This window comes from Corynebacterium atrinae (assembly GCF_030408455.1).
GTDB classification, from domain to species: Bacteria; Actinomycetota; Actinomycetes; order Mycobacteriales; family Mycobacteriaceae; genus Corynebacterium; species Corynebacterium atrinae.
On record NZ_CP046977.1, the window covers coordinates 1244518 to 1263343 of the forward strand.

18 protein-coding genes and 1 tRNA gene are annotated in these 18826 nt (G+C 61.7%); 14 read left to right on the forward strand and 5 right to left on the reverse strand.

All coding sequences use genetic code 11. The annotated features are described in order from the left end of the window. Positions 1–18 precede the first annotated feature (18 nt). A complete protein-coding gene (locus tag CATRI_RS06170) occupies positions 19–804 on the reverse strand; it encodes a class I SAM-dependent methyltransferase (protein WP_290220689.1) in 786 nt (261 codons plus the stop codon). A gap of 35 nt (positions 805–839) precedes the next feature. On the opposite strand from CATRI_RS06170, the gene CATRI_RS06175 reads away from it, so the two are divergent. From CATRI_RS06175 to CATRI_RS06210, 8 genes are all read left to right on the forward strand, one after another. Then, positions 840–2306: an ABC transporter transmembrane domain-containing protein gene (locus CATRI_RS06175; protein WP_290220691.1), complete on the forward strand. Its 1467-nt coding sequence runs from the start codon at positions 840–842 to the stop codon at positions 2304–2306. Further along, positions 2303–4060 carry an ABC transporter ATP-binding protein gene (locus CATRI_RS06180; RefSeq protein ID WP_290220693.1) on the forward strand — a complete coding sequence of 586 codons (1758 nt, stop codon included), beginning with the start codon at positions 2303–2305 and terminating at the stop codon, positions 4058–4060. Before CATRI_RS06175 ends, CATRI_RS06180 begins: the two co-directional genes overlap by 4 nt. Next, on the forward strand, positions 4057–4926 hold the full coding sequence (locus CATRI_RS06185; RefSeq protein WP_290220695.1) for a CE1 family esterase: 870 nt from the start codon (positions 4057–4059) through the stop codon (positions 4924–4926). Before CATRI_RS06180 ends, CATRI_RS06185 begins: the two co-directional genes overlap by 4 nt. Positions 4927–4936: 10 nt before the next feature. Beyond that, complete coding sequence (locus tag CATRI_RS06190; RefSeq protein ID WP_290220698.1) at positions 4937–5950, forward strand: diacylglycerol/lipid kinase family protein; 1014 nt, start codon at positions 4937–4939, stop codon at positions 5948–5950. 113 nt (positions 5951–6063) lie between these two features. Continuing rightward, positions 6064–7068, forward strand: a complete 1005-nt coding sequence (locus CATRI_RS06195; RefSeq protein ID WP_290220700.1) for an ABC transporter substrate-binding protein — start codon at positions 6064–6066, stop codon at positions 7066–7068. Further along, on the forward strand, positions 7065–7976 hold the full coding sequence (locus CATRI_RS06200) for an ABC transporter permease (protein ID WP_290220702.1): 912 nt from the start codon (positions 7065–7067) through the stop codon (positions 7974–7976). The genes CATRI_RS06195 and CATRI_RS06200 overlap by 4 nt, the downstream gene beginning before the upstream one ends. Position 7977: 1 nt before the next feature. Beyond that, positions 7978–8769 carry an ABC transporter ATP-binding protein gene (locus CATRI_RS06205; protein WP_290220704.1) on the forward strand — a complete coding sequence of 264 codons (792 nt, stop codon included), beginning with the start codon at positions 7978–7980 and terminating at the stop codon, positions 8767–8769. Positions 8770–8938: 169 nt separating this feature from the next. Next, positions 8939–9925 (forward strand): hypothetical protein, encoded by a 987-nt coding sequence (locus tag CATRI_RS06210; RefSeq protein ID WP_290220705.1) that lies wholly within the window; start codon positions 8939–8941, stop codon positions 9923–9925. A 10-nt stretch (positions 9926–9935) separates the two neighbouring features. On the opposite strand, the gene CATRI_RS06215 is transcribed toward CATRI_RS06210, so the two are convergent. Continuing rightward, complete coding sequence (locus CATRI_RS06215; protein ID WP_290218465.1) at positions 9936–11174, reverse strand: IS256 family transposase; 1239 nt, start codon at positions 11172–11174, stop codon at positions 9936–9938. A 121-nt stretch (positions 11175–11295) separates the two neighbouring features. On the opposite strand from CATRI_RS06215, the gene CATRI_RS06220 reads away from it, so the two are divergent. Further along, the gene (locus tag CATRI_RS06220) at positions 11296–11694 is read left to right on the forward strand and encodes an HNH endonuclease signature motif containing protein (RefSeq protein WP_290220706.1); all 399 of its coding nucleotides are present in this window, start codon (positions 11296–11298) and stop codon (positions 11692–11694) included. A 373-nt stretch (positions 11695–12067) separates the two neighbouring features. Here the strand turns inward: CATRI_RS06220 and CATRI_RS06225 are convergent. From CATRI_RS06225 to CATRI_RS06235, 3 genes are all read right to left on the reverse strand, one after another. Beyond that, positions 12068–12141: transfer RNA gene (locus tag CATRI_RS06225), tRNA-Pro, on the reverse strand. A 78-nt stretch (positions 12142–12219) separates the two neighbouring features. Further along, positions 12220–12609 (reverse strand): YchJ family protein, encoded by a 390-nt coding sequence (locus CATRI_RS06230; protein ID WP_290220708.1) that lies wholly within the window; start codon positions 12607–12609, stop codon positions 12220–12222. Further along, the gene (locus CATRI_RS06235) at positions 12606–13766 is read right to left on the reverse strand and encodes a bifunctional alpha/beta hydrolase/OsmC family protein (protein ID WP_290220710.1); all 1161 of its coding nucleotides are present in this window, start codon (positions 13764–13766) and stop codon (positions 12606–12608) included. The genes CATRI_RS06230 and CATRI_RS06235 overlap by 4 nt, the downstream gene beginning before the upstream one ends. A 103-nt stretch (positions 13767–13869) precedes the next feature. Here CATRI_RS06235 and secA2 point away from each other — a divergent pair, with 103 nt between their 5' ends. The 5 genes from secA2 (at position 13870) to CATRI_RS06260 (ending at position 18726) form a co-directional block, all read left to right on the forward strand. Beyond that, a complete protein-coding gene (secA2, locus tag CATRI_RS06240; RefSeq protein ID WP_435384195.1) occupies positions 13870–16131 on the forward strand; it encodes an accessory Sec system translocase SecA2 in 2262 nt (753 codons plus the stop codon). Between the two features lie 105 nt (positions 16132–16236). After that, on the forward strand, positions 16237–16665 hold the full coding sequence (gene odhI / locus CATRI_RS06245; RefSeq protein ID WP_290220714.1) for an oxoglutarate dehydrogenase inhibitor Odhl: 429 nt from the start codon (positions 16237–16239) through the stop codon (positions 16663–16665). Between the two features lie 20 nt (positions 16666–16685). Continuing rightward, complete coding sequence (gene ftsR / locus CATRI_RS06250; RefSeq protein ID WP_290220717.1) at positions 16686–17423, forward strand: transcriptional regulator FtsR; 738 nt, start codon at positions 16686–16688, stop codon at positions 17421–17423. Continuing rightward, positions 17420–18034 (forward strand): bifunctional nuclease family protein, encoded by a 615-nt coding sequence (locus CATRI_RS06255; RefSeq protein ID WP_290220719.1) that lies wholly within the window; start codon positions 17420–17422, stop codon positions 18032–18034. Before ftsR ends, CATRI_RS06255 begins: the two co-directional genes overlap by 4 nt. Before the next feature lie 128 nt (positions 18035–18162). Continuing rightward, positions 18163–18726: a MerR family transcriptional regulator gene (locus CATRI_RS06260; RefSeq protein ID WP_290220720.1), complete on the forward strand. Its 564-nt coding sequence runs from the start codon at positions 18163–18165 to the stop codon at positions 18724–18726. Positions 18727–18826: the final 100 nt, after the last annotated feature.

The window sequence follows — 18826 nt, forward strand, 5'->3', positions numbered from 1 at the left end:
CTCCATGCCAGCGTGAAATCACGCGGCCCCAGCACGCTCCAGCACGAACGCATCCGTTCGGTAGGGGATGGCCACGAGTTGGCCCGGGTGGTACTCCAGACGATCGAAGAGATACCAGCGCAGATTCTCCGTCATCCGAGCTCGGACCTTCTCTCCTGAACGCAGCCAGTAGGAGCGTGAGGCCATGAGGTCGAACAGCTGCTCCACCCGCAGGTGTTGGATCCAGCCGGTGCGAAACTCTTCGGTGATGCGCCAGGGGGAATGGACCTCGGGGAGGAAGCCGGGGCGTTGGATGTCGCCCGAGTGCATGATCCTCGCCAGGCGCAGGATCCACGGGTGGGAAACATCGAGGTTGTTCCAGACCAGCACGACCCGACCTCCCGGGCGCACCACCCGATCCAGTTCCGCGCAAGCGGCGGGGGAGTCGACCCAATGCCAAGTCTGCGCGCAGGTCACGGCATCAAGAGTGACACCGAGCGAGGTCGCTTCCGCAGTGGCCCGCCAGACGGGGATGTTCAACCGGGCCAGCACCCGCACCATGTCCTCGCTGGGGTCGAGGGCAAGGACGTCGTGTCCGGCGTCGATAAGGTCGGTGGTGAGCTTGCCGGTTCCGGCTCCGAGGTCGAGGACCCGGTGGTAACCGGCGAGCAGGGCGGCGACTGCCGGCGGGTAGCCGGGGCGGACCGCATCGTAGGTGTCAGCGCCGCGTCGAAAAGCGGAGGCCGATTGGTGCCGATGGGAACTGTCAAGAAAAGTCGGGGCATCCTTGGTGGAAGCGGGACGAAATGCAGGTGAGCTGGTCATCGTAGCTCAACCTTAGTCGTCTAAGATGGCTAGCCATGACACGACAACTCCCGGCAGCCAATGATCCACACTGGCTACCGAAAACGGTGTTGTCGCGTTGGCAGTGGACATTGCCAGCGGGGATCTTGGTGGCCGTCGCGTTCCTGGGCAATGGCCTGTCTCCATTGATCATTGGCAAAGCGATAGACGAGGCCATCGCCGAGCTCAATGCTCAGCGGTTGTTCACCTGGTTGGGCGCCCTGGTCGTGGTGTTCGCCGTCGGCATGGTGGCTAGCTGGTGGGGCCGTGCCCTGATGAACCGGGCAATCTTGGTCATTGGACATGATCTGCGGATGGAGGTCACCGATCGTATCCAGGACCCGCGGGGGATGGGTGGGCCTCGGCGGCGTACCGCGGGCGAACTGCTGTCCATTGCCTCTTCGGATACTCAGAAGATCGCGGATGCCGTGTTCATGACGGTGTTCCCGGTGGCGGAGCTCGCGTCGATCATCTATGTCGGCGCGGTCATGCTGACGATTTCCGTGCCCTTGGGCATCGCCGTGTTCATCGGCGGACCCTTGCTGGTGTGGGTCGCTTTGAGGGCGGCGAAACCCCTGCGCAAGCGCTCCGCCCAACGGCAGGCCGCCTTGGCCCGGGCAGCGGCGGCGGCGACCGATGTCGTGCAAGGCTTGCGGATTCTCAAGGGTTTAGGTGCCATCACCACGGTGCGGGGCCGCTACCAGTCTGTGTCCGATGATGCCTATGACCGTACGGTCAGCGCCAATGCCTCCGAGGCTCGACTTGATGCGATCACCGACACAGCCGGCTTCATGTACATCATCACCATCGCGGTCGCTGCGGCCTGGCTGGCGATCGGCGGCCAGATCTCGATTGGCGACCTCATCACGGCGATTGGCCTGACCCAGTTCATCATCACGCCGATGACCATGCTGGGAAAGAACATCGCCTCCCGGTGGGCTGCGGCTCAGGCATCTGGCGCGCGTGTCCAAGAGGTCCTGTGTTCGCCTTTCGCCCTCGGCCAGGAGCGCTCCACTATGCCAGCGACTCCCGTGGGATTGACGGTGGTTACCGGTCAGGTACCAGAAGACATCATCCTTGCCCCGCGGGATCGCGTCATTGTCGCGCCGCATTCGGCGGACCTCTTCGACGGTAGCGTCCTCACCAACATCCATCCCGACCGGGAACGGGCGTTGGCGGCATTGCACTGCGCCTCAGCAGAAGATATTCCCGGCGGACCAGAGCGCGAAGTGGGGGAGAACGGCCGCAATTTATCCGGAGGGCAGCGCCAACGGGTCGCACTCGCGCGGGCGATTGCCGCCGACCCGGATCTGTTAGTTCTGGAGGATCCGACTACGGCCGTCGACTCCGTCACTGAGGCGGCTATCTCGCGGCGGGTTGCCGCGCACCGCCACGGAAAGTCGACGGTTGTCTTTACAAATGCCCCGGCGTGGAAAGCTGTCGCAGAGCGGGTCGTCGATTCGGCCTCAGAGGTGAAGCTATGAGCACGCAATTGCGGTTCCCCTTAGCCAATATCAACCAGGTTCGACGAGAGCTCGGGCGCCAGATCTCCCGGGTACCCGGCGCGCGGATGCGGGCTTCCTACGCGTTCATTTTGTTAAGCCTCGGGGCAGCGGCGACGGTGGCAGTTCCGTGGCTGCTGGGCAAAGTCGTGGACATCGTCATTGAGGGCGGGTCCGGTTTGGTCGAGGTGGCGGGCTTGTTGGTCCTCGCGGCGGTCGCCGGGGCCTGCTTTAGCGCGGGTGGGTTTTTCGTTGTCTCCACACTGAGCGAACGTGTTATTGCCCACTTGCGCGAAGAAATGGTCGGCACGGCTCTGAGCCTGCCGGTGCATCGAGTGGAGGATGCGGGCACCGGTGATTTGGTTTCCCGTTCTACCGATGACGTCGCCGTGTTATCCTCTGCGGTCACGGAGACGGTCCCGATTCTCAGCAGCTCTTTGTTTATCATTGCCGCCACCGGAGTGGCGTTGGTGTCGCTGAACTGGCAGTTCCTCATCATCCTGGTTCTGGTGGCACCCCTCTATTACTTCGCGTCGCGGCAGTATTTGGCTGTTGCCCCGAGTCGTTATGCCGCCGAGCGGGCGTCGATGTCTGACCGTGCCCGCAAGTTGCTCGAGGCGATCCACGGCCGGGAGACGGTCGGCGCCTACCGGATGGAAGCGGAGATGCACGAGCGGATCCGCGTCACGTCGCAAGCCGTGGTGGACAACGGCTACTCCGCCCGCATGACGATGATTGTGCTGCAGGTGTGGCTATCGATTGGAGAACTCATCATCCTCAGCGGGGGCCTCCTCGTGGGCTACCACACGGTCAGCCAGGGAATACTGTCGGTGGGAGAAGTTACTGCGGCGATGTTCATGCTCATTCGCCTTCGAGGACCGCTGATGATGACCATGCGGGTGCTCGACACCGTGCAGTCTGGCTACGCCTCGCTGTCCCGCATAGTGGGCGTGGTCATCGACCCACCGGCGGCGGTGCCCGACTCTGGGGCGATGGCGCCGGTCGGGAATGTCGTCATGGACAACGTCAGCTTTGCGTATGACGATGGCGGCTGGGCCGTCTGCGACGTGTCCTTGAGCATTCGCCCCGGTGAGACACTCGCGCTCGTCGGCGCCTCCGGAGCCGGTAAGACGACGGTCGCGGCACTGCTTGCCGGTCTGCGCGTCCCCGACGAGGGGACAGTCACTGTCGATGGCGTCGCGGTGTCAGAGCTTTCCGACGCCGAGCGGGTCGCCCGCCTGGCCATGATTTCCCAGGACGTCCACGTGTTTTCCGGCACGCTTCGCGACGACTTGACCCTGGCCAAGCCGGAGGCCAGCGATGACGAACTCCGTGCGGTACTCGACCGCGTCCAGGCTGGGTGGTTTGGCTCCCTAGTTGATGGGTTGGATACTGAGGTTGGTGCTCGGGGGCACCAACTCGAGCCGGTTGCCGCCCAGCAGCTCGCGCTGGCCCGAATCCTCTTGCTGGACCCGAAGGTCGTCGTCATGGATGAAGCCACGGCGGAAGCAGGTTCCGCCAGCGCGGGGGAGTTGGAGGCCGCAGCCGACGAAGTCACCCGCGACCGGGCGGCTTTGGTCATCGCCCATCGTCTTGATCAGGCCTCCCGCGCCGACCGAATCGCCGTCATGGACGAGGGGCGGATTGTGGAGGAAGGCACGCATGCCGAGTTGGTGGCCAATGGCGGTCGCTATACCGACTTGTGGACAGCGTGGTCGAAAGGAAGGCAATCATGAGGCGCCTGATGTTGCTTTTGGCTACCGCCATAGTCGGGTTAAGCGCCTGTACTGTCGGCGACCCATCGCGCATTATCGCAGCGGAACCCTCAGCTACGATCACCGCAGCAGCCCCACTAGCCCAGGAGGTCAGTGCCGGCTCGATCGATCGAGTGATCACTACTTCGGAGGGCAAGGAACGCTCCTACCTCGTCTCCACGCCGCCTGGGTACGACAGCACCCGGTCCTGGCCCGTCATCCTCGCCTTCCACGGGTGGGGCCAGGACGCGCAAAGCATGCGGGATGCCACTCAGCTGGATAAGGCCCGCGCCATCGTTGTCTTCGCCGACGGCATCGACAAAGCCTGGGCTCCTGCCCCCTACGCCAAGTCTTCCGGCAAGGAAGATCTGGGCTTCGTCCGCACCATCATCAGCGAAGTAGACAAGAGATTCAACGTCGATCACCGCCGGATTTTCGCCGCCGGATTCTCCAATGGTGGTGGATTTGCGGCCTACCTCAGCTGCCAGATGCCCGACCAGGTAACCGCCATCGCCCCGGTGGGGGCCGCGTACTACACGGCGATTCTCAAAGATTGTTCGCACACCCCCGTCGCCTGGCTCGACATCCACGGCACCCATGATCAGACGATCAATTATTACGGCGGTCGCCGCCACGATACGGACTACGAGTCCGTTCCAGAAGTACTCAGTGAAGTGGCGAAACGAAACGGCTGCGAGGAGCCGGTTATCGTGCGCCGCAGCACGACTGAGATTGAGCAGCACTGGCAAGGATGCGAGATGCCATTGAGTCACCTGCGAGTTGGCGGGGGTGAACACGTCTGGCCGGACGGCGCGACCGCGGAGGTTCGTTCCTTCTTTGGTGTGTAACTTGGCGCTTATGAATACTGCTGCCCCGAAAGGACGCGTCGCCATCGTCTACCACCCCGGGAAGGTAGAGCTGGATGAGCTGAAAGCTGCGGTAGCAGCGGCCGTCGATAAGCATGGATGGGGCGAGGTCGAGTGGTGGGAGACCACCAAGGACGACCCCGGAGAGGGACCGGCGCGCGAGGCGGTCGCGCGGGGCGCGACCATGGTCGTGGCCTGCGGCGGGGATGGAACGGTGCGGGCGGCTGCGACGGGATTGCGGGATACGGGGGCGTCGTTAGGCGTGATTCCGCTGGGAACAGGCAACCTGCTGGCGCGCAACCTGAAGTTGCCGCTGAACATGGAAGAAGCGGTCGACGCGGTGTTCGGTGGGCAAGACGCGGCAATCGACCTGTGTACCGCTGCGGTGACCAGGCCGGATGGCAGTTCTGAGAGGTTTGATTTCGTCGTCATGGCGGGCGTCGGGGTTGATGCCCAAATGATTGTTAATACCGACGACGAGCTGAAAAGGAAGGTCGGATTCCTGGCCTACGGCGTGGCCATCGCGAAATCGTTGGCGGGCGGGAATCGGATTCGAGCGGAATACCGCATCGATGGAGGTCAGCCCGAGAAGACTAGGGTGCACTCGCTGATCGGCGGCAACTGCGGGGAGCTCGTCGGCGGACTGCCGTTGCTACCCGATGCCCAGGCTAATGACGGGATCTTCGACCTCGTGTTCATTCGACCCACGGGTGTGTTCGGCTGGGCGCAGATCGCCGGCAGGCTCATCCGCCAGGCAGGCGAGAAGGTCCGCCGCCGCTTGACCCGCAGCTCGGCCCCTGTGACTGGCGGCGCGCAAGACCTTAGTTCCCTGCGCTACCTCTCTGGGACTCACCTAGAGGCGACCCTCAAGCATCCCGAGGTTTTCGAGGTCGACGGTGAAGAAATTGGCCAGGTGACCGCCTTTAACATCAGCATTGACCCCGGTGGATTAGTGGTGTGCCAATCCTCACCGCCGCCTGTGGAGGAGCCTGGCGAGGTGGCTTAGCGCCGGGGGGAGTTAAATGGGGGCGGCTGTTCCTTGTGACGGTTCCGCAAAGTAGATTGAAATGCGTATTAGATCACTACTTTGTTGGAAATCTGACTGTGAAGGACTACCCTATGTTCTCCTCCCGCACTTCCCGCGCCCTGGCCGGCATTACCGCCGCCGTAGCGCTCACCCTCACCGCTTGCACCTCAGGCTCTGGCAGTTCTTCCTCCGACGCTTCGGGCGCGGACAAGGCTGGCGGGGAAAGCTACTCCATCGGTATCAACCAGCTCGTGCAGCACCCGGCGTTGGATGCCGCCACCGCGGGCTTCAAGGAGGCCTTTGCGGACGCAGGAGTTGACGTCGACTTCGACGAACAAAACGCAAATGGCGAGCAGTCCACCGCTCTGACCATCGCGCAGCAGTTCGCGAACTCGAACAAGGACCTCGTGCTTGCGGTGGCGACGCCCGCAGCCCAGGCCACCGCCCAGAACATCACCAACGTCCCCGTGCTGTTTACCGCGGTCACCGATGCTGAGTCTGCTGATCTAGTGGAATCCAATGAGGCCCCGGGCGCTAATGTCACCGGTACCTCCGATGCCGCTCCGATCGACGCCCAGCTCGAGTTGCTCAAGCAGCTTGTCCCGGATGCGAAGTCCGTCGGTATCGTCTACGCCTCCGGCGAGGTCAACTCCCAGGTCCAGGTCGACGCCGTCAAGGAAGCCGCTGCGCCGCTCGACCTCGAGATCAAGACCCAGACGGTCACCACCGTCAACGAGATCCAGCAGGCTGTGGGTGCGCTTGGCGACGTCGACGCGATCTATGTCCCCACCGACAACATGGTCGTGTCCGGCATCGCCTCCCTCATCCAGGTAGCCGAGCAGAACAAGATCCCGGTCATCGGCGCGGAAGCTGGCACCGTCGAGGGTGGCGCCGTAGCCACCCTGGGCATTGACTACCATGAGCTCGGTCGCCAGACCGGTGAGATGGCCCTGCGCATTCTCCAGGATGGCGCTGATCCGGCCACCATGCCGGTCGAGACCGCTACGGAGTTTTCTTACGTCATCAACGAGGACGCCGCCGCCCGCCAGGGCGTCACCATTCCCGCCGAGATCCTCAGCGAGGCCGAAACCGTATGATCGGCGCGGTCGAAGTCGGCCTTATCTACGGGGTCATGGCACTCGGCGTCTTCCTGACTTTCCGTGTGCTCAACTTCCCCGACTTGACGGTCGACGGCAGCTTTACGACGGGCGCGGCCACCGCCGCCGTAGGAATCCTCAACGGTTGGCATCCCGCGCTCGCTACGCTCGCCGGTTTCGGCACCGGATTCATCGCCGGTTGTGTCACTGGCCTGCTGCACACCAAGGGACGCATTGACGGCCTGCTTGCTGGCATCCTCACCATGATCGCGCTCTGGTCGATCAACCTGCGCATCATGGGCAGCGCCAACATCCCACTGTTGCGCCAAGACACGCTATTTACTCCGCTTCGCGAGGCAGGACTGCTCAACACCTGGGGCGGCGTCGGGGGACTGGCAGTGATCATGGCGGTGCTCGGCGCGCTCGTGGTGGGGTTCCTCAAAACCGACCTCGGCCTGTCGCTGCGCGCCACCGGTGATAACGGGCAGATGATCACCTCCTTCGGTGTGTCAACCGACTTCACCAAGACCCTGACTCTCGCGCTGTCCAATGGCCTTGTTGGCATGTGCGGTGCGCTCATCGCTCAATACCAAGGGTTCTCCGACATCTCCATGGGCATTGGCCTCATCCTCGTTGGCTTGGCTTCGGTCATCATGGGGCAGGCGATTTTTGGCCAGCGCAATCTCTGGCTCGCCGTTTACGCCGTCATCATCGGTGCTGTGATCTACCGCCTGATCATCTTCGCCGCGCTCCAGGTTGGCCTCAACCCCAACGACATGAAGCTCATTACGGCCTTGCTGGTGATCGTGGCGCTGCTCCTCCCAAGATTCAAAGCGATGGTCTCCGTCAAGCCAAAGTCACGAGCCGTCCGCACACCCGAGCCCGCCCTTGCCGCGAAGGGAGCCTGACATGCTACAAGTCACAGGCATCACCAAGACCTTCTTCCCCGGCACGGTCAACGAACGGGTCGCACTTCGAGATTTGTCGCTACAACTCGATGAAGGTGATTTCGTCACCGTCATTGGCTCCAACGGCGCGGGCAAGTCAACCCTGCTCAACGCCGTCGCCGGGCGTCTGTTCGTCGACTCTGGTGACGTCATCATCGACGGCAAGCGGGTCAACAAACTCCCCGAATTCAAACGCGCCCGCTACGTCGGACGCGTCTTCCAGGACCCACTAGCCGGCACCGCACCGAACCTCACCATCGAGGAGAACCTCTCCCTCGCGTGGCTGCGCGGTAAAGGCCGAGGGCTGGGACTTAGCCTCACCGCTAAAAGGCGCGCCGAGTTCATTGACCACCTCGCCTCCCTCGAACTGGGCCTCGAGGACCGCCTGGGCGCCAAGGTGGGCCTCCTCTCTGGCGGCCAACGCCAAGCTCTGTCCCTCCTCATGGCGGGGTTCACCAACCCGCGCATCATGCTTCTCGACGAGCACACCGCCGCCCTCGACCCCCAACGCGCCGACCTGGTCACCGCCCTGACCGAACGCATCGTCGCCGAAGGAAACCTGACCACCCTCATGGTCACCCACAACATGGAACAGGCCTTGCGACTCGGCAACCGCCTGATCATGATGCACGAAGGTCAGATCGTCTACGAGGCGAGCGCTGAGCATAAAGCCAAGCTCACCGTTCGTGATCTCCTGCAGGAATTCGCCAACATCAAGGGAGCAACCCTCTCGGACAAGGCCTTCCTCGGCTAGCTTGTCTGTTCGTGTCTGCCCCAGTGCTTAACCGCGCTGGGGCGTTCGCGTCTCAGCAGAGGCGGAATTTTCTACAGGATTTTTCCCTCCAGCCCTTGCGGAGTTCGATGTTGTGTTCTAACATAGATATTAGAACACGCAAGCGAATTGCTTTAGGGGGTGAACGCGCGTGACCACCGAGATCTACCACTCACTAGTGGAAGAGCTACTCAAACGCACACTCACCCGCGCCCAGTACTACTACGCTGTCAGCTCACCCGATGACCCTGTTGCTTGCCGGGGAACGCAGATGCGCCGCGACGACCACGAACTGTGGCAATCAGTCCTGCCCGGGGATGATGAGGACATCGACATCGTTCTCGCTAAGCTTCGGCGTTCTTTAGGGCGTGGGGATCAGTACCTCATGTCCGCGATCAGTGCTCACCGCCGTCTCAACGAGCTTCCACAGGTAAAGGAAATCCAGGAGCACTACTTCCATCTCGATCTCCCCCGGCTCAAGGTCATCGATAGTGTCCTCTGTAAAGCAGACACGACTGTGTTAGAGCATGTGGATCTCATTGATACCGAACTAGCGGAGTTCCTGACCCCGACTCGGGCGAATCAGATCCTGCCGACAGTGGGCAAGATCAAAAGCCGCCTTAATGCGATCATCACCATGCTTGATGAGAGTATTTCTGCTGAGGACCCCGCCCCTGCACCTGCTGATAGCGTCTCGATATCCTTCGTTGACGGCAGAGGCCTCCTGCACGCCGATCTTGATGGGGTCACAGCCCAAGAAATCGACCTCAGAGTGCGCAAGTATGCGATTACTCACGGCGTCAGCCAAGCAGACGCACTCGTAGCGCTCATCAAAGGGGAGGGGTCAACGAATGTCACCCTCAACCTGTACAAGGCATCGGATATCCCGAATGCACCTGGATGGGTCTCTGGGGTGGGGTATCTCACGCGTAAGCAGACTGAGGATCTTCTTAACCGGGTTGATGTCGAGATCGACTTGGATGAGATTGCCCAGAAGGTCTCGTATGCGTATGCCACCCCAGCAGATATTCGTTCCCTGGTCATCGGGTTGGATGGGGTCAAGTCCGCGGGAGTGGTGTTTCTGCCTTTCGATAAAACAGGCAGGATGACGGTGCAAGGGCCGTCCCGAGCCCGGTAGTGGTGTCGACTCATGCGACCTCCTGAGTGGATTCGCCGGCATCGATGACGGTGGCGCTCATCATGGCCTTCGTCTGCTCCAGTGCCGTGAGCGACATGTAGCGCTTCTGCTGTATCCAATCGTCATGCTGCTCGGCCAGGACCGCGCCCACCAGACGCACCACGGCGTCCCGGTTGGGGAAGATCCCGACGACGTCGGTACGCCGGCGGATCTCCCGGTTCAGCCGCTCGGTGGGGTTATTCGACCAGACTTTTTTCCACACGCTCTTCGGGGCGTGGGTGAAGGCCAACAGCTCGTCTAGGGACTCCTCCAGGTAGTCGGCTACGTGCGGGAACTTCTGCTCGCAGAAGGTCACGACTTCGCGGGCCTGGGCCCACACCGATGCTGCATCCGGTTGCTGGAAGATCGTGTGGAACATCGCCGATAATGTCGGCCACTGCGTCTTCGACACCAGCCCGGACAGGTTCTTCGCAAAATGAGTGCGGCACCGCTGCCACGACGCATTCGGCAGGACCTCGCCGATCGCGTGCTGGATACCCACGTGCGCATCACTGGTGACCAGGTACACCTCATCTAGGCCCCGGGCCTTGAGATCGCGGAAGAAGCCGGTCCATGAGGCGACTGACTCGGATGTGGCGACCTGCATGCCCAGCAATTCCCGGTAGCCTTCGGCGTTGACGCCGGTGGCCAGCAGCACGGAGGTCTTGACCACCCGTCCGCCTTCGCGGACTTTCATGGTTAGGGCGTCACACGAGACGTAGAGATACGGGCTGGTATCCAGCGGCCGGGTGCGGAAATCCTCCACCATGGAGTCAAGATCCTTGGCCATCTCGGATACCTGCGACTTCGACAGGTTGGATATCCCGAGGGTGGCGACCAGGTCGTTCATCCTGCGGGTGGACACGCCCTTCAGGTAGCAAGTGGCGATGACGGTGGTCAGGGCCCGTTCGGCTCGGGTGCGTCGTTCTAGCAGCCAGTCCGGAAAGAATGAGCCGGTGCGCAGCTTCGGCACGGCGACATCCACGGTGCCGACGCGGGTGTCGAGGTCGCGGTGGCGGTAGCCATTGCGGACGTTGACGCGAGCATCACTGGTGGTGGCGTAATCGGCGCCGCAGACCTGGTCGGCCTGGGTCGACAGAATCTGGTTGATGAAGCTTTGGAGCATCTCGCGCATCAGGTCCGGCGAGGCCTGGGAGAGTAGATCGTCGAGGTAGGTGGTCGGGTCGATAGAATGGGGGCCAGCGGCCATCGTGGGTTCCCTTTCGAGGAGAGGTAAGAGTTGATTCGAAAGGTACTGCGGTGGTCGCCCACATTTTCTCTGGGGGTCGTCACCGGCAGTTACAGATACACCACGCTAGAGGACGTAACCGTTGGATGGGACGTGTGCGGTCGGTGGGTGTGATACTCCTGCTCATCGGGCTCAGATGGATCATCGGGTTAATCATGCTGATGGTGGGCCCACGACAGCAGCTAATTTGGCTGCGTTGTGTGTGAAGCATCATGCGATGAAAACCGACCGGCGGGTCACCTACGTCATGGACCCGGTGACGAGGCGAAAGTACTTCCTCTTCGATGATGGGTCCTGGGCGGAGTCCGAAGGCGACGGCCCACTAGCTCCGAGTGAACGGCGCTGGATGCAAACGGTGTCCCAACGCATCACGAAGCGAAGAGCGAGGATTAGGTCGGAGTCCCAAACCCAAAAGACAGAACAGATTGAGCGGGAAGGTCCTCCGCCGCCTCCACCACCGGAGGAACCACCACCGTTCTAGACATTAATGGCGGCGGAGAGTTGGCACGCTTGCATGCAAGTGGGGAAGTGCTGCTGCAATGCGGCTCACTAGCCAGAACCTCTCATATCTCTGATTCGTTCGGAGGTTTACCTATCGCTGCCTTCGAATTAAGGAAGTGTCGCGGGGCAACTTATCCCCGTCAAGCTTGATTTGTAAACCCTGTCTGAGATCCGCAACAAGGAGTGGCAGGGTGAAATCGCGTGCCCAATTTGTGCCCAATCCGTGCCCAATGGCACACCGGGCGGTTGATGATGCGGTGGCACGCCCTAGGATCAAAATGCGCCCTGAGCAGCAAACACGCCCGAAAAATAAAACAGGCCAGAGCCTGTTTATATGCCTTGACCTGCTGTTGTCGGACTGACAGGATTTGAACCTGCGACCCCTACACCCCCAGTGTAGTGCGCTACCAAACTGCGCCACAGTCCGCCGTTGCAGCATTTTGCAACTCGTTTAGGTTACAACAGTGTCATCTGAAATGACGAATCTGCTGTTCATCGAACATTTTTAAGGCACGGCGCCCGTGGAGTAGTACCACTGGCCATTGATGCGGCGGAAGGTGGAGCGCTCCCGCTGGCTTCCGGCGGGGTCGCCTTTGTAGAAGGCTTCGAACTCGACGATGCCTTGAGGGTCAAGGGGTCCGCCCTCGACGACGTCGAGGATGTCGAGACGGTAGAAGGTGACGGGGAGGTCGACGAGGGTCAGTTCGAAGGGGCGGGTGTCGGGGTCCCAGGTGCGGAGGAGATAGTCGGCATCTCGGGTTACAAACGCGGTGAAGCGGGAGCGCATGAGCGTTTCGGCGGTGGGGGCGAGGGCCCCGGCGTGGTACTTATGGCAGCATTCGCCGTATGTCAGGCCCGATCCGCAGGGACATCGTCGGTCTAAGGGAAAGGTCATGCCGACACGTCCATGATATTGGCTCCGGACAGCATTCCTTGGATGTTGGTGGAGGCGGCGGCGTCGAGAAGCTGGCGGTGTTGAGCTGTGGTGAGGCTGCCGATGAGTTCGACCTTGCGCTCGAAGGTGTTGTCGAAGACGTGGATGATGGTGACGCGGACGTCGTGAAGCTTCATGCCACGCGCGGCGGCGCGGACGGCTTCGGAGGTGGCTGCGGCGAGAGCTGACATGAGTAGTTCCAGGGCGCTGACGCCGGCGCCTTTGCCACCGTCGCCCTTGGGGCGGTCGGTGACGATCGCTTCGCGGGAGGTCCGCACTACTGATCCCAGGCGGGTGCCGGCGGCGATGGTCGCCACGGCTTGGCCGTCGGAGACGGGGGAGGGGACCTGCGTTGGTGTGAGGTAAGGGCGGGCCCATTCGGCGATCAACCGGCCGGCCCGTTGCGCGGTGGTTCCGCGGGTAAAGAGGTGGTCGGCTTTGTCGATGCTGACCAGTGATTTCGGGTAGCGGGTGAGGCGGAAGATGTTCTGGGCGTTTTCGACTCCGACGGTGTGGTCGACGGGGGAATGCAGCAGCATGAGCGGTTTGCGCAGAGTAGGCAGGTAGGACTGGGGGTCGGTGTCGGCGAGGTCCTCGAGGAACTCGCGGGAGATGACGATGTCGCGACCGCCGAGGACAACGGTGACGGAACCGTCCTCGTCGGCGTCTTTGACCCGTTCAGCGAAGTGGAGGACGGCGTGCGCAGGGTCGAAGGGGGCGCCCATCGTGGCCACCGCTTTGATGGAAGCCATCACCGGCTTGGTAGCTGCTTGCAGGACGGCGGCTCCGCCGAGGGAATGGCCGACGAGCAGCTGGGGCGCCTCGTAGTTGTCCGTCAGCCACTCGGAGGCGGCAATGATGTCGGCGACGTTTTGGCTAAAGCTGGTGTCGGCGAAGTTGCCTTCGGATTGTCCGAGGCCGGGGAAATCGAAACGCAGGGCGGCGATGCCGTGCTCGGCGAGGGTTTTGCACACTCGGGAGGCAGCGGGTGCGAAGCGTGAACAGGTAAAACAATGGGCGAACACCGCATAGGCGACGGGGGTGGAGTCTGGGAAGTCAATCGTGCCGGCCATCGTAGTGCCTGTGCTGGAGGGCAATTTCACGCTCAGAGAATGCATGGGCTCATGGTAGTTGAGTCGCCTTAAACTACTGTGGAGACGACGATTTAAGCAGCAATTCATAAGGAGTGGGTCCTTGGCTTTCAACTGGTTCTGGAAAGCAATGGGGGCGCAGCAGTCACGCAATCAGAAGCGGAGCCTCGCGATTGTTGAGGATTCTGCCGCTCGTGCTGCCGAGTTGTCGCACCTTGATGACTCTGCTTTGGCCCAGCGCGCGCACGACCTCACTGCCGGCGGCACTCTCACAGATCCCGCGGAATTTTTGGCGGTGCTGGGGGTCGCGTCGGAACGCACGCTCGGGCTGCGGCCGTTCCCGGTCCAGTCGCAGGCGGTCTTGCGGCTTCTTGAGGGAGATGTCATCCAGATGGCCACCGGTGAGGGCAAGACCTTGGTCGGAGCGATGGCGGCGACCGGGTTCGGCCTCATGGGCAAGCGCGTCCACCTCATAACCATTAATGATTATCTCGCTGACCGTGACGCGGAATGGATGCGGCCGCTGGTGTCCTTCTTTGGCCTGTCGGTAGGCGCCATCACGGAAAAGCTTGGTCCGCAGGAGCGGCGTGAGGCATATGGCTGTGATGTCGTTTACGGTCCGGTCAATGAAATCGGTTTCGATGTCCTGCGTGATCAGCAGGTCACCCGCCGCAGTGATGCGGTGCAGGCCCCGTCCGATGTTGCTCTGGTCGACGAGGCGGATTCGGTGCTGGTGGATGAGGCGCTCGTTCCGCTCGTTCTTGCCGGGAGCCAACCGGGGGTGGAAACCACCGGAAAGATAACCGAGGTCGTGCGCACGCTGCGGGAGAACGAACACTATTCCATCGACGATGATCGCCGCAACGTCTTCCTCACCGATGCCGGCGCCACTCGCGTCGAGCAGGCGTTGGGTATTACGACGCTCTACGACGACGAACACATTGGTACCACCCTCGTCCGCGTCAACCTCGCGTTGCACGCGAAGGCTCTGCTTATCCGCGACATTCACTATCTAGTTGATGAGGGCAAGGTCGCGCTAATCGACGCCTCCCGGGGCCGCGTCGCCGATCTCCAGCGGTGGCCCGACGGGCTGCAGGCAGCCGTCGAGGCGAAGGAGGGGTTGGACGTGAGCGAGGGAGGGCGGATCCTCGACACGATTACTCTTCAAGCCCTCATGCGCCGCTACCCGATGGTGTGCGGGATGACGGGCACCGCCGTCGAAGCAACGGATCAGCTGCGGCAGTTCTATGGCCTACATGTTTCGGAGATTGAGAGAAACAAGGCGCTCCAGCGTTTTGATGAGGCCGATCGGATCTATGCCACTGCTGCTGAAAAGAACCGGGCGATCGTGGAGGAGATCTCCGCGCTGCATGCCGTGGGCCAGCCCGTGCTAGTGGGCACCCATGATGTCGCCGAGTCGGAGGCCCTAGCGGCGGCGTTGGCGGAGCGGGGAGTCGAGGTCAACGTCCTCAATGCCAAAAACGATGCCGAAGAGGCCCGGATCGTTGCGGAAGCTGGCGACCTCGGGCGGGTGACGGTGTCGACGCAGATGGCGGGGCGCGGAACCGACATCCGCCTTGGCGGGGCGGATGAGCGGGACCACGACGCCGTCGCCAAGCTGGGTGGACTAGCTGTCATCGGTACCTCTCGCCATCGCACTGTGCGCTTGGATAACCAGTTGCGCGGCCGGGCAGGGCGACAGGGCGATCCGGGGCTCTCGCTGTTCTTCGTTTCTTTAGAGGACGACGTCGTGGTGTCTGGTGGCTCCGGGGAATCCGTCACCGCCCAGCCTGATGCGCTCGGCCGGATCACTTCCAACAAGATCGCCAATTTTGTGGCGCATTGCCAGCGCGTGACTGAAGGCCAATTGTTGGAAATCCATGCCCAGACGTGGAAGTACAACCAGCTACTGGCCGATCAGCGTGACATCTTCGATGAGCGCCGCGCCCGACTGTTGGATACGCCCCTGGCATGGGAGGAGCTATCTGGGCACGCGCCGGAGAAGGCACTCGGCCTCGCAGACCTGGACGTGAGCGTGCGTGAGCAGGCTGCCCGCGACATCATGCTCTTCCACCTGGACAATGAATGGGCCGAACACCTCGCCGTCATGGATGACGTGCGAGAGTCGATCCACCTGAGGGCCATTGCGCGCGAGACTCCGATTGATGAATACCACCGCATTGCCGTGCGAGAATTCAAAGGCGTGGCGCAGCGGGCGGTGGACAAATCCGTCGAGACGTTCCGTACTGTGCTTATCGACGCCGCCGGGGCACATCTCGGCGACAACGGCCTCGCTCGGCCGTCCGCCACGTGGACCTACATGGTTTCCGACAACCCGCTCGCAGGATCGGGCAATTCGGTTGTGTCCGGTATCGGCAATCTTTTCCGCTGATCAGCGTGGGTGAATGGGTGACTTGGCCGTCCCCGTGCCCGCCTCGGCGGGCGACAACGGCTATGATTGCAAACAGTCACAGTTCCGACAATCGGAGGTTTTGAAATGAGTGAGAACACCGGTACTCCTGAAGCGCAGGTCGAGACCACATCGGTCTTCCGGGCTGATTTGCTGAAGGAAATGGAGTCCGGCGCCGCTCCGGCCACCTCTGGGGCGGATAATCTGCCTGCTGGTGCGGGCCTTCTCGTCGTTAAACGTGGACCCAACGCGGGTGCGCGCTTTTTGCTTGATCAGCCGATTACCACGGCTGGGCGCCACCCGGAGTCTGACATCTTCCTCGATGATGTCACCGTTTCCCGCCGCCACGCGGAGTTCCGCACCAATGAGGGTGAGTTCGAGGTATTCGATGTGGGATCCCTCAACGGCACGTATGTTAACCGTGAGCCCCGTAATTCCCAGGTGTTGACCACGGGCGATGAGGTGCAAATCGGTAAGTTCCGTCTCGTTTTCGTCGCCGGCCCCAAGGCCGACTAGAGGGAAATTAGTCCGAGACAGTGAGTGCAGTTCGAAAGTCGACGGCAGTCCGCGCGGCATCGGGCGACAACGCTGCCAGGACCTCAGCCCGGACGTTGTCCATCGGCAAGGTTTTGGAGTTGTTGCGCTCCGAGTTCCCCGATGTGGCTGTCTCCAAGATTCGCTTCCTCGAGGCCGAGGGGCTGATTACGCCGCAGCGCACGGCGTCAGGGTACCGTCGTTTCACCAACGATGATGTCCAGCGGTTGCGCTACATTTTGGTGACCCAGCGGGACAATTACCTGCCGCTGAAGGTTATCCGTGAGCAGCTGGAAGCGATGGATTCCGGGGCTGTTGCCGCGATTCTTACCACGGGTGCCTCACCCGAGGACTTTCGCAAACCAGCTGCCTCCCGGCTCACAGACGCCGACCTGGCCAGCCAGGCGGGCGTGGAAATGCAGCTGGTCCTTGAGCTGCTAGAGATTGGGTTGATCAAGCCGGATGGCGCGGGCTACTTCTCTGTTGATGACATCAAGATCGTTTCAGCGGCCGAGGCGCTCAAGGGCTTTGGTTTTGATGCCCGGCATTTGAAGTCCATGCGCAACACCGCGCGCCGTCAGGCTGACCTCATTGGACAAGTTATTTCGCCGGTGGCGAAGTCGAAGGGATCTACCGCGCGCCAGCGGGCGGAGGATATGGGTCAGCAGATGACGGCCCTGGCTGTGTCTTTGCACAGCTCATTGGTCAAAAGCGCCCTCCGCGACGTGCTGGAATCATGACGCTGATTCCCGTCGAGTACCACGGTGTGCACAGCACCGGCCCAGAACACTTCAGTTGCGTTCTGCTGCGATGGGCCGAGCACAACCGTATCCTTCCCATCTGGATGTCGCCCTTGTCGGCGGCTGAGTTGGAAGCCCGGGATGAGGGCTTTGTGCCACGTCGCCCGGGTACCCCAGATCTCATGGCGGAAATGTCGACTCGTCTGACCAGTGGAGTCACGGCTGTCAACATTATTAGCCATTTCGAGGGCGTGTTCATTGCCTCGGTGGTGTTCAACGATGGCGAAGAGATCGATGCCCGACCCTCTGATGCCATTAAGTTGGCGCGGGCGTTGGAGCTCGATATTCAGGTGGAAGAAGATGTGCTCACCCAAGCGTCCTTTTTCGTCTCAGATGATGCGTTGGAGGAGTACTTCGGGCTGCGTCTGAGTCCTGCCGCGGGGTCATCAGTGGAGGATGACCTGTCGGCCTCGGGTGATGCCCAGGCGGATGCCGATTTCGAAGAAATGATGCGTTCGCTGGGCATGGATGAGAATGATTTCCTGGAGCCGGGTGGCGATGGTGCCGACGGGGCAGATGACACGGATGTGACTAAAGGTGACAACGGGTAGAATGAAGTCTAATCTTCAACTTGAGGGTTAGAGTTGCGGCGTGTTGCCAAGTTGTGCCTTGACGTTGCTCTACTCTTGGCTTTAAATGACGCATAAGGCGTTTTTCCAAACACCATTGGAGTAATTACGTGAGCACCCACGATCATTCGGACACCACCCAGGCCCCCGTCCAAGAATCCCTCTTCGACCTCGGCCCCGGGGAAGAGGTTGGCTACCGTGTCCCCATCGCTTGCCAAGTCGCTGGCATCACCTACCGCCAGCTCGACTACTGGGCCCGGACCAAGCTCGTTGTTCCCTCGATTCGTGGCGCCCGCGGCTCCGGCTCGCAGCGTCTCTATTCCTTCCGCGACATCCTCGTGCTGAAGATCGTCAAGCGCCTGCTGGACACCGGCATCTCGCTGCAGAACATCCGCCTCGCCGTGGAAAAGCTGCGTGACCGCGGTGCCAACGATATCGCCGAGATCACCCTCGTCTCTGACGGCACCACGGTCTACGAATGCCGTTCCGCCGATGAGGTCATCGACTTGCTGGGAGGCGGCCAGGGTGTCTTTGGTATCGCAGTCCCCGGCATCATGAAGGAACTCACCGGCACCATCGCCTCCTTCCCCTCGGAGCGCGTCGATGAAGAGTCCGGAGCCGAAGTCATCGGCATGGACGAGCTGGCCGCGCGCCGTACCCGCAAGACCTCCTAAGCTGTCACGCTAGAACAGAAAAAGCCGCTTCCCCATTCACTCTCGCTCCGCTCACGGGCGGGAGGGTTGCAGGGAAGCGGCTTTACGCTTGCCGGACCAG

Coding starts and splice junctions, on each gene's coding strand:
- CATRI_RS06170 (WP_290220689.1), bottom strand. CDS start 804: ATGACCAGCTCACCTGCATTTCGTCCCGCTTCCACCAAGGATGCCCCG.
- CATRI_RS06175 (WP_290220691.1), top strand. CDS start 840: ATGACACGACAACTCCCGGCAGCCAATGATCCACACTGGCTACCGAAA.
- CATRI_RS06180 (WP_290220693.1), top strand. CDS start 2,303: ATGAGCACGCAATTGCGGTTCCCCTTAGCCAATATCAACCAGGTTCGA.
- CATRI_RS06185 (WP_290220695.1), top strand. CDS start 4,057: ATGAGGCGCCTGATGTTGCTTTTGGCTACCGCCATAGTCGGGTTAAGC.
- CATRI_RS06190 (WP_290220698.1), top strand. CDS start 4,937: ATGAATACTGCTGCCCCGAAAGGACGCGTCGCCATCGTCTACCACCCC.
- CATRI_RS06195 (WP_290220700.1), top strand. CDS start 6,064: ATGTTCTCCTCCCGCACTTCCCGCGCCCTGGCCGGCATTACCGCCGCC.
- CATRI_RS06200 (WP_290220702.1), top strand. CDS start 7,065: ATGATCGGCGCGGTCGAAGTCGGCCTTATCTACGGGGTCATGGCACTC.
- CATRI_RS06205 (WP_290220704.1), top strand. CDS start 7,978: ATGCTACAAGTCACAGGCATCACCAAGACCTTCTTCCCCGGCACGGTC.
- CATRI_RS06215 (WP_290218465.1), bottom strand. CDS start 11,174: ATGGCCGCTGGCCCCCATTCTATCGACCCGACCACCTACCTCGACGAT.
- CATRI_RS06230 (WP_290220708.1), bottom strand. CDS start 12,609: ATGACCTTTCCCTTAGACCGACGATGTCCCTGCGGATCGGGCCTGACA.
- CATRI_RS06235 (WP_290220710.1), bottom strand. CDS start 13,766: ATGCATTCTCTGAGCGTGAAATTGCCCTCCAGCACAGGCACTACGATG.
- secA2 (WP_435384195.1), top strand. CDS start 13,870: ATGGGGGCGCAGCAGTCACGCAATCAGAAGCGGAGCCTCGCGATTGTT.
- odhI (WP_290220714.1), top strand. CDS start 16,237: ATGAGTGAGAACACCGGTACTCCTGAAGCGCAGGTCGAGACCACATCG.
- CATRI_RS06255 (WP_290220719.1), top strand. CDS start 17,420: ATGACGCTGATTCCCGTCGAGTACCACGGTGTGCACAGCACCGGCCCA.